Annotated in this window: 14 protein-coding genes; 4 read left to right on the top strand and 10 right to left on the bottom strand. The window is 38.9% G+C overall.

Annotated features, from left to right (window positions below):
- Nucleotides 1-311 precede the first annotated feature (311 nt).
- The gene (gene gla, locus ACMZ6Z_RS07760; protein WP_416131997.1) at nt 312-1,163 is read right to left on the bottom strand and encodes an aquaglyceroporin Gla; all 852 of its coding nucleotides are present in this window, start codon (nt 1,161-1,163) and stop codon (nt 312-314) included.
- Between the two features lie 121 nt (nt 1,164-1,284).
- On the opposite strand from gla, the gene ACMZ6Z_RS07755 reads away from it, so the two are divergent.
- Together ACMZ6Z_RS07755 and ACMZ6Z_RS07750 are read left to right on the top strand one after the other, a co-directional pair.
- On the top strand, nt 1,285-3,555 hold the full coding sequence (locus ACMZ6Z_RS07755; RefSeq protein WP_416131996.1) for a Xaa-Pro dipeptidyl-peptidase: 2,271 nt from the start codon (nt 1,285-1,287) through the stop codon (nt 3,553-3,555).
- Between the two features lie 232 nt (nt 3,556-3,787).
- Complete coding sequence (locus ACMZ6Z_RS07750) at nt 3,788-4,087, top strand: YbaB/EbfC family nucleoid-associated protein (protein WP_416131995.1); 300 nt, start codon at nt 3,788-3,790, stop codon at nt 4,085-4,087.
- Between the two features lie 210 nt (nt 4,088-4,297).
- Here the strand turns inward: ACMZ6Z_RS07750 and ACMZ6Z_RS07745 are convergent, their stop codons facing one another.
- Both ACMZ6Z_RS07745 and ACMZ6Z_RS07740 read right to left on the bottom strand, forming a co-directional pair.
- Entirely contained in the window at nt 4,298-4,885 is a 588-nt protein-coding gene (locus ACMZ6Z_RS07745) for a 3'-5' exonuclease (protein WP_416131994.1), read from the bottom strand.
- 42 nt (nt 4,886-4,927) lie between these two features.
- Entirely contained in the window at nt 4,928-5,473 is a 546-nt protein-coding gene (locus ACMZ6Z_RS07740) for a DUF536 domain-containing protein (RefSeq protein WP_416131993.1), read from the bottom strand.
- A gap of 135 nt (nt 5,474-5,608) precedes the next feature.
- Here ACMZ6Z_RS07740 and ACMZ6Z_RS07735 point away from each other — a divergent pair, with 135 nt between their 5' ends.
- Complete coding sequence (locus ACMZ6Z_RS07735) at nt 5,609-6,781, top strand: NAD(P)/FAD-dependent oxidoreductase (RefSeq protein WP_416131992.1); 1,173 nt, start codon at nt 5,609-5,611, stop codon at nt 6,779-6,781.
- A 91-nt stretch (nt 6,782-6,872) separates the two neighbouring features.
- Complete coding sequence (gene rpsN / locus ACMZ6Z_RS07730) at nt 6,873-7,142, top strand: 30S ribosomal protein S14 (RefSeq protein WP_416131991.1); 270 nt, start codon at nt 6,873-6,875, stop codon at nt 7,140-7,142.
- A 283-nt stretch (nt 7,143-7,425) separates the two neighbouring features.
- On the opposite strand, the gene ACMZ6Z_RS07725 is transcribed toward rpsN, so the two are convergent.
- From ACMZ6Z_RS07725 to ACMZ6Z_RS07695, 7 genes are all read right to left on the bottom strand, one after another.
- The gene (locus ACMZ6Z_RS07725) at nt 7,426-8,451 is read right to left on the bottom strand and encodes a threonine aldolase family protein (protein ID WP_416131990.1); all 1,026 of its coding nucleotides are present in this window, start codon (nt 8,449-8,451) and stop codon (nt 7,426-7,428) included.
- Between the two features lie 244 nt (nt 8,452-8,695).
- Nucleotides 8,696-10,414 (bottom strand): ABC transporter ATP-binding protein, encoded by a 1,719-nt coding sequence (locus ACMZ6Z_RS07720; RefSeq protein ID WP_416131989.1) that lies wholly within the window; start codon nt 10,412-10,414, stop codon nt 8,696-8,698.
- Between the two features lies 1 nt (nt 10,415).
- Entirely contained in the window at nt 10,416-11,186 is a 771-nt protein-coding gene (locus ACMZ6Z_RS07715; protein ID WP_416131988.1) for a hypothetical protein, read from the bottom strand.
- The gene (locus tag ACMZ6Z_RS07710) at nt 11,183-12,064 is read right to left on the bottom strand and encodes an ABC transporter ATP-binding protein (protein WP_416131987.1); all 882 of its coding nucleotides are present in this window, start codon (nt 12,062-12,064) and stop codon (nt 11,183-11,185) included. The genes ACMZ6Z_RS07715 and ACMZ6Z_RS07710 overlap by 4 nt, the downstream gene beginning before the upstream one ends.
- Nucleotides 12,057-12,479 carry an Msa family membrane protein gene (locus ACMZ6Z_RS07705; protein WP_416131986.1) on the bottom strand — a complete coding sequence of 141 codons (423 nt, stop codon included), beginning with the start codon at nt 12,477-12,479 and terminating at the stop codon, nt 12,057-12,059. The genes ACMZ6Z_RS07710 and ACMZ6Z_RS07705 overlap by 8 nt, the downstream gene beginning before the upstream one ends.
- A gap of 14 nt (nt 12,480-12,493) precedes the next feature.
- Nucleotides 12,494-12,922: a CPBP family intramembrane glutamic endopeptidase gene (locus ACMZ6Z_RS07700; protein ID WP_416131998.1), complete on the bottom strand. Its 429-nt coding sequence runs from the start codon at nt 12,920-12,922 to the stop codon at nt 12,494-12,496.
- Between the two features lie 164 nt (nt 12,923-13,086).
- Nucleotides 13,087-13,839 (bottom strand): amino acid transporter, encoded by a 753-nt coding sequence (locus ACMZ6Z_RS07695; protein ID WP_416131985.1) that lies wholly within the window; start codon nt 13,837-13,839, stop codon nt 13,087-13,089.
- Between the last annotated feature and the right edge of the window lie 1,173 nt (nt 13,840-15,012).

Raw genomic sequence — 15,012 nt, 5'->3', positions numbered from 1 at the left:
TAACCCCAAGTGTTATCAAGGCATCTTGTCATCAGGTCTAGGTTTGAGACTTGGCGAGCATGAGTCACTGTCTAAAAACAGTGGACAACAAAAGTATAGTTTGTGTCATCTTCTATTTTACCCCCCCCCCCCCCCATTTTGTCAAGTATTTTGCTTGATTTGGCGGGGTTTTTAGCGGTTTTTAAGGCTTGTTTGGATAAGGGAAAAAGTAACTTTAGGAGGTCATCTCTTTCATTCATTTTTAGCTTGACTAGAGCTAGAGGATGGCTCAAAAAATCCCCTTGGAAAAGGCTTCCAAAGGGATCGGTTATTTAAGCGTAGATGAGTTTGTAAAGGGCTACTGCCAGGATGCTGGCAAGGATGGGTGCGACTACTGGTACCCAGGCATACCACCATCTGGAGTCGGCTTTATGCTGACCAAGTACTGTTTTTGGTAGGAGGTGGTGTAGGAGACGTGGGCCAAAGTCACGCGCTGGGTTGAGGGCTGGGCCTGTTGGCCCTCCGAGGCCTGTCACCAAGGCCATGACGAGAAAGCCTAGCGCCATGTGGGATACGGCTTGTCCGGCATTGAGGTGAGCACCAAGTTGGACTTTGGCTGTGATCTCTGACACGTCTAGGCCTTGTTTGGTCGCAAACTGAGCTACCTCAGCGCCAAAGTAATGCTTGGTCATGGCTAGAGCTCCCATGAAGAGGACAAAAGAGCCAAAAAACTCGTTGATAAAGCCATTGATTTTGGCACCCTTACGGGTGTCAACGGCTTGCGTGTCCAGTGAGGAAATCGTCGCAAAAGACCCTAAAATATGACTGGGATTGTCTGTCGCTAGATAGTAAGGGCGATAAGCCGCCACGACAACAGCCTGACCTGCCATAGCTCCCAGGATTTGGGCGATGATGTAGGGGAGGACTTGAGCCCAAGGGAAATAGCCTGATACGGCCAAGCCAAGGGTGAAGGCAGGGTTGATGTGGTTGCCAGAGACATTACCAAACATCAGAGCTGGGATCATAACCCCCATGCCATAGCCAATCGCAATGGTCAGCCAGCCACTAGCATGCCCTTTTGTGCCTTTGAGTTCAACGTTGGCAACAGCCCCGTTCCCAAGAATGATGAGAAAGGCTGTTCCAAGAAATTCTGTGATATACTTTACAGTCCATGTCACGTCCATGTGTTTTGATTTCCTTTCGAAGATGTGATGTTTTCTTTTTTCGACATTCACCATTTTATCAAGTATAATGGATAAAGTAAAGCCTATTTCGCGATAAAAACGTTTACTTAAGGAGACTGATATGCACTATAATCAATACAGCTACATTCCCACTCAGGCTGACGAGGCTATTTTAGAGTTGACTGCCCTAGGGTTTGAGGTGTCTGCTGATGTCAGCTTGACAGCTCATATGGAGAGCTTCACCCGCAAGGTATTATCGCTCCAATTTCAAGACACTGACTATGCGCTGTCACTGATGATTGCTGATTTTGAGACCGATCTTCTGACTTTTTTTAAGGAAGGACATTTGCTCACCAAAGCCGTCTTCAATACCATCGCTCTTCAACTGCTTGGATTTGTCCCAAACCTTGATTTTACCGATGTGATGGCTTTTAGTGATGAGATTGGCTTTCCGGTGAGGTTTGAGCAAGGCCTGGTGGCTCTCTATCATCTGCTAGCTTGTCGGACTAAGTCTGGCAACAGCTTGATCGATAGTCTGGTCGCTAAGGGGTTAATCCCTGTGACCAATGACTATCACTATTTTAATGGGAAGAGCTTGGCAACGTTTGACACGACTGATCTTATCCGAGAGGTGGTCTATGTCGAGTCAGGTGTTGATACTGATCATGATGGAGAGATTGATCTGGTCAAGGTCTCAATCATCCGTCCTAAAACCAAGCATCAACTGCCTGTCATGATGACTGCCAGTCCCTATCATCAAGGCGTGAATGAGCCAGCTAGTGAGCGTTTGACCCACAAGATGGAGAGAGAACTCCTCAAAAAAGAAGTCAGACAGATCTCTGTTGAGAATCGTGAGATCACCGTTCTAAGCTCTGATAGCCCCGCTCAAGAAGTGAGCGACACGCAAGAAACTTTTCTCTATACGAATAGCTACAGTCTCAATGACTATATGCTGGCACGTGGTTTTGCCAATGTCTATGTCTCAGGTATCGGAACCATCCAATCCGATGGTTTCATGACGACTGGTGACTATCAGCAGGTCCAAGCCTACAAGGCAGTTATCGACTGGCTGAATGGTCGGGCCCGTGCCTTTATCAGTCGTGACCGTAAGCGTCACATCAAGGCGACTTGGGCTTCTGGTAAGGTCGCAACAACAGGCCTGTCTTATCTAGGAACCATGTCAAATGCCTTAGCCACTACTGGTGTTGATGGGCTTGAAGTGGTTATTGCTGAAGCTGGCATCTCATCGTGGTACAACTACTATCGTGAAAATGGTCTGGTGACCAGTCCTGGTGGCTTTCCTGGTGAGGATTTGGACACCTTGACTGCTTTTACTTATTCGAGAAACTTAGCCGCGGGTGACTATCTTCGCCAAAACATGCGGTATGAAAAACTGCTCAAGGAACAAGGTAAGGCTGCCTCTCAAGAGACTGGTGACTACAATCAATTTTGGCATGATCGTCATTATGTTATCCATGCCGACAAGGTCAAGGCTCGCATGGTCTTTACCCACGGCACTCAAGACTGGAATGTTAAACCCATCCATGTCTACCAGATGTTCAATGCGTTGCCTGCTACTGTCTCTAAGCATCTCTTTCTCCATCATGGGGCTCATGTTTACATGAACGCTTGGCAGTCTATCGACTTTAGAGAAAGCATGAACGCCTTACTCAGTCAGCTCATGCTAGGGCAGGAGACGGCCTTTGCGTTGCCGAGGGTTATTTGGCAGGATAATCAGACTGAGCAGATGTGGAAAGCTCTTGATGATTTTGGTGGTGAGCAGGTCGAGACATTCTCACTGGGATTTGGGCAAAAAAAGATTGCCAATCGCTATTTGGATGACGACTTCACACGCTATGGCAAAGACTTTAATAGCTTTAAAGTTGACTTATATAACGATAAGGCCAAGGCCATCACGATTGACCTCGATCTTGCTAAGGATCTTGCGATCAATGGTGCTATGACGCTCAAGCTAAGCGTCAAATCAAGTATCGATAAGGGACTCTTATCAGCTCAAGTCCTTGACTTTGGCTCTAAAAAGTACCTACAGGCTATCCCAGAAAACCTCAGCTTGTCCGTAGACAATGGCAGATGCTTTCAGATGGAGACCCTTAGAGAGTTGCCCTTTAAAGAAGAACCCTACCGTGTCATCTCAAAAGGACACCTCAACCTCCAGAATCGTCACGATCTCCTCAGCGTTGAGGAGGTCACTCCTGATGACTGGATGACCATCTCACTGACCTTGCAACCAACCATTTACCATCTCAAGGCAGGAGATAAACTCCGTGTCATCCTCTACACCACTGACTTTGAGCACACCGTTCGAGATAATAGCGACTATCACCTAACCATCGACCTAGAAAAGGCCTCACTTGAAGTGCCGATGCTGTGAGATAGGATATTTGCCAAGAATGAATCAAAAGAGCATTTAATATCCCCCAAAAACATGGTACAATAAAAAGGTAACCAGTCATAAAGGCTGGCAACAACTAACACGCTTTAACCCTCAAAAGGATAGAGTGTTGAAATGCCTCTATAAACGTCAATTTTACCTTTGCCCCATATAGCAATCCAACTAAAATCAACTATCCAAAAAAACTAGCAACAAAGGAGATTACACAACGATGATGAATATGCAAAACATGATGAAACAGGCTCAAAAGCTCCAAAAGCAAATGGAGCAAAAACAAGAAGAGCTTGCTGCTACTATTTTTACTGGCAAGTCAGCTCAAGACTTGGTTGTCGCTGAGTTTTCAGGCGATAAAAAACTAACCACTATCACTTTCGCTGAAGCTGTGGTTGATCCTGAAGACATCGAAACCCTTCAAGACATGACCGTACAGGCTATCAACGACGCCCTTGGTCAAATTGATGCAGCCACTCAAAAAACAATGGGCGCATTCGCTAACAAATTACCATTTTAGAACCTGTATTCACAAAAACCTTCTCCACTTGGAGAAGGTTTTTGTACTATTTTTGATCATCTCATAGTAGCGACTATCACGTCTGTATAATATAGTCAAATGAATTAACTTTTAGACAAGGAACTGAGACGCAGGCAGTACTGGAGTACGGCAAGTTGAAAGCGACGATGTATCAAAGTTAATTCAAAAGGCTATAGTATCAACTTCTTGTCAATCAAACAAGCCACCTAGAGTAGCGAAGGGATTGTCTCCGTGACTTTCTTCTTGTTGATCTAAAAAAGATTTGTTACTATCAAACTCTAACAATTTTTCGTAGACAAGAGCTGTCATGCGTGCATCTTCTAGGCTATTATGCCCCTTGCCCTTAACCCCTAAAAAGGTTGCGACTGTCTGTAATTTGAGGTTGGTGATGCCATTTAAATCGCTACTTCTACGCTCAAAAGCCTCATCGTAAACATCTAGGGCATAAAGAGAGGCTAGGTCCAAACCATTTTCAGCCAAAATCGGCAAATCTGACTGATGCGCATTGTAACCAATCAAGGGCGTCTCATTGACAAAGGCTGCAAAATCAGCAAGTACAGTCTCTAGGCGGGGAGCACTTGCAATCTTCTCAGACGTAATGCCTGTCAGCCCACTGATAAAACTTTGCAGCGGTACCTCGCTATAAACATAGCTATCAAAATGAGCGACCTCCTCATGAGCAGCATATTTAACAGCCGATAGTTGAATGATATGGCTCACATGATTGACGGTGTTAAATTCCAAATCAAAAGCGACATAGTCTTCTAAATGTTCCATCGTAACCTCACTTATCTCTTAAAAAAGAGCCTTCAATGGCTCTCACTTTTTTTTCTTATGAAAGACACGAAAGAAAAATCCGTGGTTAACCGCTTCTTCGTGCTTTTCTTGGATTTCTTGTGCCTGGCTGCGAGCCTGATGCGCCGCTTCTTTAGCTTCTTCAAGTTCCAACTTCAGATTTTCCTTATCCTGCATGGCGGTCAGGGTTAGCTGTTGTTGCTGATCAATTTGCTTGTCTTTTTCAGCGATTTGCACATCCTTAACACGCATCTGCTCATCCTTGGCAGCAATCTGAACATCTTTAGCCTTCAACTGCTCGTAGAGACGCGTAATCTCAGAGTTTTTCTCATCAATCAAGAGTTCTAAGACTTCACGTTGCTTCGTCTCTTCATCAATAGGATCATCCTCAAAAATCGTTTTTTTATAAATTTCTTCCAGCTTGATTAGCCCATTGCGATTAACAACCGTCACGCCCTTATCATTTTTGTCAATATCTTCTTCTGGAAGTGTTTTGATACGATTATTAATTGCTTGACGACTGACGCCTAAAATTTCAGCTAATTCACTGACTGTCTTTTCAATAGCCATCTGACCCTCTTTTACTGTTTTACTTATCAAAATAGTATCACAAAGACCTTTTGATGTCAATTTAGGTCTCAAAAAAAGACCCCTAAAAAGCCCTTATCTCGTCTTTTCACGATGAACATGTGTTACAATAACACTATGACACATTTTGACACCATTATTATCGGTGGTGGCCCTGCTGGCATGATGGCAACCATCTCAGCGAGCTTCCACGGTAAAAAAACCTTACTTTTAGAAAAAAATCGCCGCTTGGGTAAAAAATTAGCCGGAACTGGCGGTGGACGCTGTAACGTGACCAACAGTGGTAGCCTCGAAGACTTGATAGAAGGCATCCCTGGTAACGGTCGCTTTCTCTATAGTGTCTTTTCTCAATTTGACAACCATGATATCATCGCCTTTTTTGAAGACAATGGGGTTAAACTCAAAGAGGAAGACCACGGGCGGATGTTCCCAACAACGGATAAATCCCGCACCATTATCCAAGCCCTAGAAAATAAAATCCTTGAACTCAAAGGACAAATCAAGACCCAATGCGAGGTCATTTCCGTCAAGAAAAAGGACGATCTCTTTATCATCAAATCGGCTAATGAGCAGTTTAGCTGCAACCAGTTGATTGTGACAACTGGCGGCAAAGCCTACCCCTCAACAGGGTCAACAGGATTTGGACACGACATCGCCCGTCATTTCAAACTGGAAGTGACTGACATCGAAGCGGCTGAAAGCCCCCTTTTGACCGACTTTCCCCACAAGCCCCTACAAGGCATTTCTCTCGATGACATCACCCTGTCTTATGACAAGCACATCATCACCCACGACCTGCTCTTCACCCACTTTGGCCTCTCTGGCCCTGCCGCTCTACGCATGTCCTCCTTTGTCCGTGGTGGCGAAATCCTATCACTTGATGTCCTTCCCAAATTGACGCGAGAAGAGATTAGTCAGTACCTAAGCGATAACCGTGACAAATCCATCAAAAATGGGCTAAAAGGACTGATACCTGAGCGTCTAGCTGATTTTTTATCCGAAGGATTCCCCGAAAAAATCAAACAGATGGATCCCAAGCAGATTGAACAGCTGATTGATAAGCTCAAAAGCACCAAAATTCCGGTCACTGGTAAGATGACCTTGGCCAAGTCCTTTGTGACAAAAGGAGGCGTTGACCTCAAGGAAATCAATCCTAAAACCCTAGAAAGTAAAAAAGTCGCTGGACTGCATTTTGCGGGTGAGGTCTTGGACATCAATGCCCATACAGGTGGCTTTAACATTACCTCTGCCCTTTGCTCTGGCTGGGTTGCAGGTGCATTACATTACTGATTTGTCAAAAAGTCATTATTTTCTCTTGCTACTTTTTGACTTTTTTGATAAACTTTAATAGTTAACCAGTTAAATATTAAAAGGAGGCATCATGGCAAAAAAATCTAAAATTGCTCGCTTTGAAAAGCAACTCAAATTGATCGAACAGTACGCTGATCTTCGTCGTGAACTAAAAGAAAAAGGGGACTATGAAGCCCTTCGAAAATTACCACGTGACTCAAACCCTAACCGTTTGAAAAACCGTGACCGCATCGATGGTCGTCCGCACGCTTACATGCGTAAATTCGGTGTCAGCCGTATCAATTTCCGTCAATTAGCCCATAAAGGGCAAATCCCTGGCATCAAAAAAGCCAGTTGGTAAGCCGCTTAGGACGGTAGGCTATTAAAACCAATAGGATTATTAAGCCCACCAAAGGGTAGCCTAGATGAGGCGACTTGCTTTGGATTGAACCAAGAGTCACCAAAGCAACGATATTGCCCTATTGATGTTTGAAACCTATCAAATCTCCCTGATTGATCGTCACCGTCCTAGTCTACCAATCATATAAACCCAAAAAGGTGTTGAGCTGTGGCTCAACACCTTTTTGGGGTTTGCTTCTCCTCAATGTGATAAGTCAAAGACCTGTCTTTTTTTGGAAAGCGTGTTACAAAAGAGCCTCTAAGGCATCTATATCTTCTTGAGTGGTTGACCAGCTGGTCGCAAAGCGAACGACTGTGTGATGTTCATCATACTTTTCCCAGGGGCTAAGGACGACTTTGTCGCGAAGGTTTTGTAGCTGAGTGTTTTCCATAATCACGAACTGTTGATTGGTTGGGCTTTCGATATAAAAGCGGTAGCCCTTGTTTTTTAATAAAGCTTTTAGTTGCTCAGCTAGGCTTAAAGCCTGCTCTCCAATCTTCAAGTACAAGTCATCTGTAAAGAATTGTGCAAACTGCAGACCAATAAAACGACCTTTGGCTAAGAGTGCTCCATGCTGCTTGACAATGGCTGGAAAATGCTTGGGCATGTTGTTTTTGGTATAGATCAATGCCTCACCAATCATCGCTCCTAGCTTGGTCCCACCGATATAAAAAACGTCACAATAATCAGCAATATCTTTTAAGGTCACATCGCTATCTTTAGATGCTAAACCATAACCTAGACGAGCACCGTCAAGAAAGAGCGGGATCTCATAGCGACGGCAAACGTCAGCTAAGGCTGCTAGCTCTTCTTTGCGATAAAGCGTCCCATACTCTGTCGGATGGGTCACATAGACCATTCCTGGAAAGACCATGTGCTCGTAGGCTTCGTCTTGGTAAAAATCCTTGAGATATTGGTCAACCTGCTTGGCACTCAGTTTTCCCTGATGATGAGGAAGGGTCAAGACCTTGTGACCAACAAACTCAATCGCACCAGCCTCATGTGTCGCAATATGACCAGTATCTGCTGACAAAACACCCTCATAGGACTTGAGCAGACTAGCAATCGCAATCTGATTGGTCTGTGTGCCACCTGCTAATAGTTGAATTTGGGCGTGAGGACAGTCGATGGCTTGAAGGATCTTGTCAATGGCTTGAGCCGTGTAATCATCCAAACCATAACCAGACTGATTGATGGTATTAGTGTCTATCAGAGCCTGCAAGAGTTTTGGGTGAACGCCTTCATTATAATCATTTTCAAAATGTAACATAAAACCTCTTTCTTTAAGCAAAATGCTAGGTCTAAATGACAACTCATTGATAGCAAACCATCAGCATTTAGGACAATCATCATCTAATTATTTTTTTGAATGTTCGAAATTTTTTCTATTATAACAAAAATACCGCCCAAACTCAAGCGGTGTTTATTAGGGATCGGTTATCATTTGCCATAGTTGATAGTGCTCATCACATTACAAAGCCAGTGATATGAGGCTATCATTTCCTCCTTTGGTATTAGCTAGCTTGTTGCAAGCCTGTTAAAAAGTCATTGTATAATTTATTTCTACCCATCAATTGATGATGAGTTCCAAAATCGACGACTTGCCCGCCCTTGTCTAAAACTAATATCGCATCAGCTTTTTTGACCGTATGTAATCTATGAGCGATGGTTAAACGCGTTTTTCCTGCTGTTAGTTTATCAATTGCTTTACTGATAAGGCGTTCTGTAACACTATCTAAGCTAGCTGTAACCTCATCAAGTAGATAGATGGGATGCTCTAATAGCAAAGCTCTTGCAATATTGAATCTCTGTTTCTGACCTTCAGACAATCCTGTACCACTATCAGAAATCTCAGTATCTAAACCCTTTTCTAAATCATTTACCACCTTGGTCAAACCAAGTTCCTTTAGAACCTCGTGGAGACGTTCTTCAGATACGGATTGATTTTTTCCATAAAGCAAATTATCTTTAATACTGCCATGAAAGAGCGTATTATCCTGGGGAATGTAAGCGATCATATTTCTAACTTGCTCTTTCGATAGTGTTGAGAGATTGCTATTCCCAATGGTAATTTCCCCATCATAATCTTGATAGTATGTCATCAATAAGGAGAAGATGGTAGACTTCCCTGATCCACTTGGACCGACAATGGCAACGTGCTGTCCTGATTCAACACTTACTGATAGACCATTCAAAACATTTTCTTGATCATAGGCAAAATTAACATTGTTAATAACAATATTTGACCCAACAAGTGCCTTCTCTGCTGTTTGAGTGTCCTCTTTTTCAAGATTCAAAATGTCTATTAAACGATTTGAAACACTATTAAACTCTGTTAGCTCTGTCATAGATTCCGAAATATCAGTGACTGGATCAATCAGCTGAGTCATATATAACATAAATGTCATTAAAGTACTCATCGTCATACTACCTTTAGACACTTCCATACCGGCTACAACTAAAAGTAATATCATAAAACTCATCATCAGACCATTAACTAGAGTATTCTGGATAGATGATAGCCCAATAATTTTTTTAAAATGATTAGTTAATCTATCAAACGTATAAGACATGGCTCTCTGCTCACTATCTTCTCCATTAAATGCTTTCATTAGTCTAATATGATTAAATCTATGACTAATACGACTCGAAATGGCTCCCAATCCCTCTTGATAATCCGTATAATAAGCCTCCATTTTATGATTAATGGGGACTACTACCAATAGTAACACAGGAAATAAAGACAAACTCATTAATGTCAGTGGTAAACTAATCTTCAGTAGAAAGTAAATAGAGCCGATAATAATAACTACATTTAACATAAAATTAGGCAATACTACTGTGATAAAGTTCAATACAATAGACATATCGTTCGTTAATCGACTAGCTAAATCTCCTGAGGAATGATCATCTAACTCTCTAACTGATGCTTTTAGCAGGGAACTATAAGTATATTTTTGAATCTTATTTAAAGATTGACTTCCACATGAACCAATAATATAACTAGCACTAGCTTGAATGCCATAAGTGAGCACCAAAAAAATGATCATTGCCATTAAGTAATCCGGATTTGAAATAATACTTTGAAGAAATTCAGCACTGATTAATTGTCCAATTAACTGTGGTAAAAACAATGATAATATTGTCCCGATAACACTTAAAAAAATCCCTAAAATAAACTGACTTTTATTTAAAAATTGGAATAACATATGAAAAATTGATTTATATTTCATTCTAAAACTCCAAATTCTTAAAATTTTTAACGCCTATTACATACATTGAGGACATATAAAATAGGGTAATGCTAATTGAACCGATAAAAGCTATCAAGGGACGTCCTTCAAAAGCCAGACTAGTATAACCTGTGGGGTAGATTAATCCCCAAACACCACCAATAAGTGCCAAAATTTCAGTAACGACCCCTATAACTATCGCACTGACTACCGTAGTCCCTTTTTTAAAATAAAAGGACATCATCATCGCTATAAAAATTGACATCATATAATCTAGAGAAGTGTTTATTATGGCAATAATAATTGAAAAAATGATATTGGTATCATTAGGTAAAATACTCGTTGAACCGTACGGCATACGAACAGCTCCAATATAGTTAGCAAATACTGTAGATAAAAAACTAAGTGATAAAAAAATGACTACAATTCCACATAAACTCCATAATTTGGCCTTAAAAATTTCAGATCTATTAATATCTTTGTATAAAAACATTGTAGAATCATCAAATTCATTTTTGAAAACCATATAGGTTAAATAATATAAAGCAATTAAGGGTAGGGTTAACGCATTTATCGATCCTAATAAAAGATTAAATAACTCTATTAATGATAGTGTCGATCCCTTTTCAACTGAGATTTGCATAAAATTTGAATCAGGAAATAAAGTGGCGATTAAAAATATTAACGGATACAAACTAAACATCAGAAAAATCTTTGTTTCTTTTCTATTTATAATAGTTCGAAATATCGCTGAGATGACATTGTTTTTCATTCAATGATTTCCTCCGTAAAAATTTCTCTTAATTGATTCTCTTTAATGGCTATTCCATCGACTAATTGATTTTCTCCTAAAACTTTAAATAATTGATTCAAAGATTTATTGTCAATACTTGTAGAAATTTCCAATATATTATTCACTAAACCAATATTTTCTGATTGCATTGGAAGTAAAAGATCAATTTCTTTTTTTCTATCTAGATGAATCATGATATGTGAATGTGACATACTATCGAAACTATTGGCAAGCTTCCCATCTTCTAAATAAATATATCGTCCGCATAGTTCTTCGAGTTCACTCAATTGATGACTCGAAATAAGCATAGAAATTTGTCGTTCACTTGACCATTTTTTCAAAATATTAATTAATTTTTTTACTCCAATCGGATCTAAACCAACAAAAGGTTCGTCTAAGATAAGGAAATTGGGTTCTGATACAAGTGCAATCGCAAGAGCCGTTCTTTGTTTCATTCCAAACGAAAAACCCTTGGGTTTTCTATTTCTTGCATCCCATAATTCGACTAATCTCAATGTTGTCTCAATATTCCCATATAGATTCTCTTTATTATGGAGTTTAAGATAAAATTTTAAATTATCTATAACTGTCATTTCTGGAAAGAATACTGGATCAATCATAATACCAAAGTCATCAAGCACATTATCTCTACTATTGATATCAATTCCTTTATATTCCATAATTCCTGAAGATGGTTTTAAAGATTTTGCAATTAATTTCATCAACGTGGACTTCCCTGCTCCATTTTTTCCAATTAATCCAACAATCTCTCCCTCTTGAATTTCCAATGAAATATCTCTTAACGAGTAAAACTCATTACCTGGAAATTTCTTTGAAATATTTGTGATATTAAGCATACATCTCTCCTTTAACTTCTTTGTTTTTACGATTTATGAAATAGTATTGTCCAAACGCAAGTCCAAAATATACTATAGTGATAAAAATAATCTGAGTCATATCAAATCCATTAGGCTCGATTTCTAATGAAAAGTTTGGTGATGAAATAGTATTCCTTTCTACAAATGTCATCCATGTTCCATTAACCTCTGTTACCCATGATAAAAAACCATAAAAGATAGAAGCTAATGATGGCAATACTAAACTAAGAAACATTCTCTTACGTTTTTGACATTTCAAAACTAAAAAATTATAAATTGGTGGAACTAAATAAATTAGCACAATATAAGATAATGCTGACATTTGAGTAAGAGAGTGGACTCCCAAGATAGTTATAGAAAGATAGAAAATTACTGAAAAAATAGTTATAAACATTATTATAGACTCCTTTAAAACATAAATTTTGAAACCACTAAGTTATATAGCCAATGAGTAGCAATCGAATATTTTAATCCGTATTTTTTAGATATCATACAGAGTAGTAAAGACAGTGGAAATCGAAAGAGCAAATTATCAATAAAACTATAGTTGAGATGTAGAATTAGTGAAAATAAGAGTGAATTAACAACTATCGACTGGTATTTTGTCATGCTCTTATCTAGAATATTTAGAATGATATATCTAAATAAATACTCCTCACAAGTTGCAATGATTAGGTGATGAAGAGGGGAAGACGATTTAAAATAGACTGTATCTAACAATATGATAAATAATGCTAAAATGATACTAGATTTCAAATCAAATGAATAATCTGTATGATCAAAAAGTTTATATCTTTTAGAGATAACATTTGGTATAACAACAAATCCTATAGGCATCGATAGGCATAAAATATACAAATAGGCATTTGAAATATTCCTTAAAGTTGGTAACAATAAGGCAGATAACCCCAAATTATAACTTATCGAAGCTAAAATAATTAAGAATATTGAAAATACAACTGACTCTAATCTTAAATCCTTCATGATATTATAGCCATCTCCTAGTACTCAATTGTTCTAAATGTCATCATGCCTAATACATAAGGAACCCCAGAATAGATTAAAGAAAGCAATACAATCATACAAGCTGCTGTACTAAATGGTAGTACTCCTAACGACTTCACATATCCGTTAGGAAAAATTGGACTCAGCCAATTAAGCATCTCTCCTAGTATTGAACATAAAGTGAATAAAACACCTAATAAAACGGAAGGTAAGGTCCCTTTTCTTAAAGATAATGATGAAATCAATAAGATAGTAATAATATTTAAAACAACTGTTGATAGAATAGACAACAAATTACTAGAAAAAACACCATCTATTTCAGGTAACACCTTTGTTGGAACTTCCCATATAGGACCAATAACTCCAAAATAAGCTATCGCGCTTGTAGCCAATGAAATCAATAAATATAATCCATATACCATTAAAAGACTTGTAATTTTTAAATTGTAAATAGTGTCCCTACTAATATCTTTATACAGAAACATGACTTTAGAATCTATCTCCTCTCTAAACACCGAACAGACAATAAATCCCATAATTAAAGTTGGAATAATCAACTTGTATTGCGTATCAATTGCCCCAGCAAAAAACGAGAAAAGGCTTGAAGTAAAATCTGAAAATGTCAATGTTTCCAATTCTTGATTTCCCATTAAAAATGGAGTAATAACAGGGAGCAGAGAAAAAGAAAATAAAATTTTAACATCTTTACGCCCAATAATTGACTTAAATATCACTAATAATTTGTTCATCACAAACCTCCTAAATTATTTATATCAATAGTATAAGGTTTATCTCTGTTGTTAAACCTTATACTATTGATAGCACTGTTAATAGCAATAATGCTTACAGTGCTATCCACAGTAATTAATTTCAACTAATTATCATAGACTTGCGCTACCGTAGCCAACGCTAGCTTTAAATTTATCAACACGAAGTGTGGCTTGTTTGCTGTTCTTCTTTGTACGTTTTGGCATGTGATTTCTCCTAATCTTTTTTACAGACTTGCGTTACCATAGCCAACGCTAGCTTTAAATTTATCAACACGAAGTGTGGCTTGTTTGCTGTTCTTATTTGTACGTTTTGGCATGTGATTTCTCCTAATCTTTTTTACAGACTTGCGTTACCATAGCCAACGCTAGCTTTAAATTTACCGACACGAAGTGTGGCTTGTTTGCTGTTCTTTTTTGTACGTTTTGACATGTGATTTCTCCTAATCTTTTTTACAGACTTGCGTTACCATAGCCAACGCTAGCTTTAAATTTACCGACACGAAGTGTGGCTTGTTTGCTGTTCTTATTTGTACGTTTTGACATGTGATTTCTCCTAATCATTTATTACTACTGCGATTGATTTTTTATTCCTCCAGGGAGCCGTCCTTTAGGAATCCTGATTCGTTTGGCAATATCATCTGGTGAAGACCAAATATTTTGATGTTTTGGTAATCTACGATTCATAAGTTTTATTTTTCCTCTCTAATTCTATAATTCTTTTAAAGATTCTTATCATTGACACCCATCTCTGGGGTGGATCCTATAAATAATTTGTCTTAGCATTACAACTCTCCTTTTTTAAATTGAATCAAATTGAATTTAAACATATCATTTCCCTTTCGTTAAGCATTTATTTTGACTCGGTTTAGTCTTACCTCGTCCTTACACAAAAAAGTATATCACTAATGCCACAAAAGAAAGGACAAATCTAATGAATGGACTATTTTTGATAATGAACGTACCTTTTTAATCCGTTCATTACATTTTTTAATCCTTTTGAGACCATCTAATCTATTGCTAAATACAAAAAAAGAGCACCATTTAGATGCTATCGTTAAAACAACATTTTTCAAAAAAGATAAATCAAAGGTAACCGCCCAATAACGAGGTATCTAGTCATCCTCTCACTCCTCAGGTATACTGTTATTAGAA

Source organism: Streptococcus pluranimalium (assembly GCF_047785705.1).
Classification (GTDB): domain Bacteria; phylum Bacillota; class Bacilli; order Lactobacillales; family Streptococcaceae; genus Streptococcus; species Streptococcus pluranimalium_A.
Note: the sequence above shows the minus strand (reverse complement) of the source record. Positions and strands in the feature narration are given on the sequence as shown.

Bases quoted from the DNA above. Each gene is read 5' to 3' on its own strand.
- ACMZ6Z_RS07735 (WP_416131992.1), top strand. From the start codon at position 5,609: ATGACACATTTTGACACCATTATTATCGGTGGTGGCCCTGCTGGCATG.
- ACMZ6Z_RS07695 (WP_416131985.1), bottom strand. From the start codon at position 13,839: ATGAACAAATTATTAGTGATATTTAAGTCAATTATTGGGCGTAAAGAT.
- ACMZ6Z_RS07725 (WP_416131990.1), bottom strand. From the start codon at position 8,451: ATGTTACATTTTGAAAATGATTATAATGAAGGCGTTCACCCAAAACTC.
- ACMZ6Z_RS07740 (WP_416131993.1), bottom strand. From the start codon at position 5,473: ATGGCTATTGAAAAGACAGTCAGTGAATTAGCTGAAATTTTAGGCGTC.
- ACMZ6Z_RS07750 (WP_416131995.1), top strand. From the start codon at position 3,788: ATGATGAATATGCAAAACATGATGAAACAGGCTCAAAAGCTCCAAAAG.
- rpsN (WP_416131991.1), top strand. From the start codon at position 6,873: ATGGCAAAAAAATCTAAAATTGCTCGCTTTGAAAAGCAACTCAAATTG.
- ACMZ6Z_RS07710 (WP_416131987.1), bottom strand. From the start codon at position 12,064: ATGCTTAATATCACAAATATTTCAAAGAAATTTCCAGGTAATGAGTTT.
- ACMZ6Z_RS07715 (WP_416131988.1), bottom strand. From the start codon at position 11,186: ATGAAAAACAATGTCATCTCAGCGATATTTCGAACTATTATAAATAGA.
- ACMZ6Z_RS07705 (WP_416131986.1), bottom strand. From the start codon at position 12,479: ATGTTTATAACTATTTTTTCAGTAATTTTCTATCTTTCTATAACTATC.
- ACMZ6Z_RS07745 (WP_416131994.1), bottom strand. From the start codon at position 4,885: ATGGAACATTTAGAAGACTATGTCGCTTTTGATTTGGAATTTAACACC.
- ACMZ6Z_RS07720 (WP_416131989.1), bottom strand. From the start codon at position 10,414: ATGAAATATAAATCAATTTTTCATATGTTATTCCAATTTTTAAATAAA.
- ACMZ6Z_RS07700 (WP_416131998.1), bottom strand. From the start codon at position 12,922: ATGCCTATAGGATTTGTTGTTATACCAAATGTTATCTCTAAAAGATAT.
- gla (WP_416131997.1), bottom strand. From the start codon at position 1,163: ATGGACGTGACATGGACTGTAAAGTATATCACAGAATTTCTTGGAACA.
- ACMZ6Z_RS07755 (WP_416131996.1), top strand. From the start codon at position 1,285: ATGCACTATAATCAATACAGCTACATTCCCACTCAGGCTGACGAGGCT.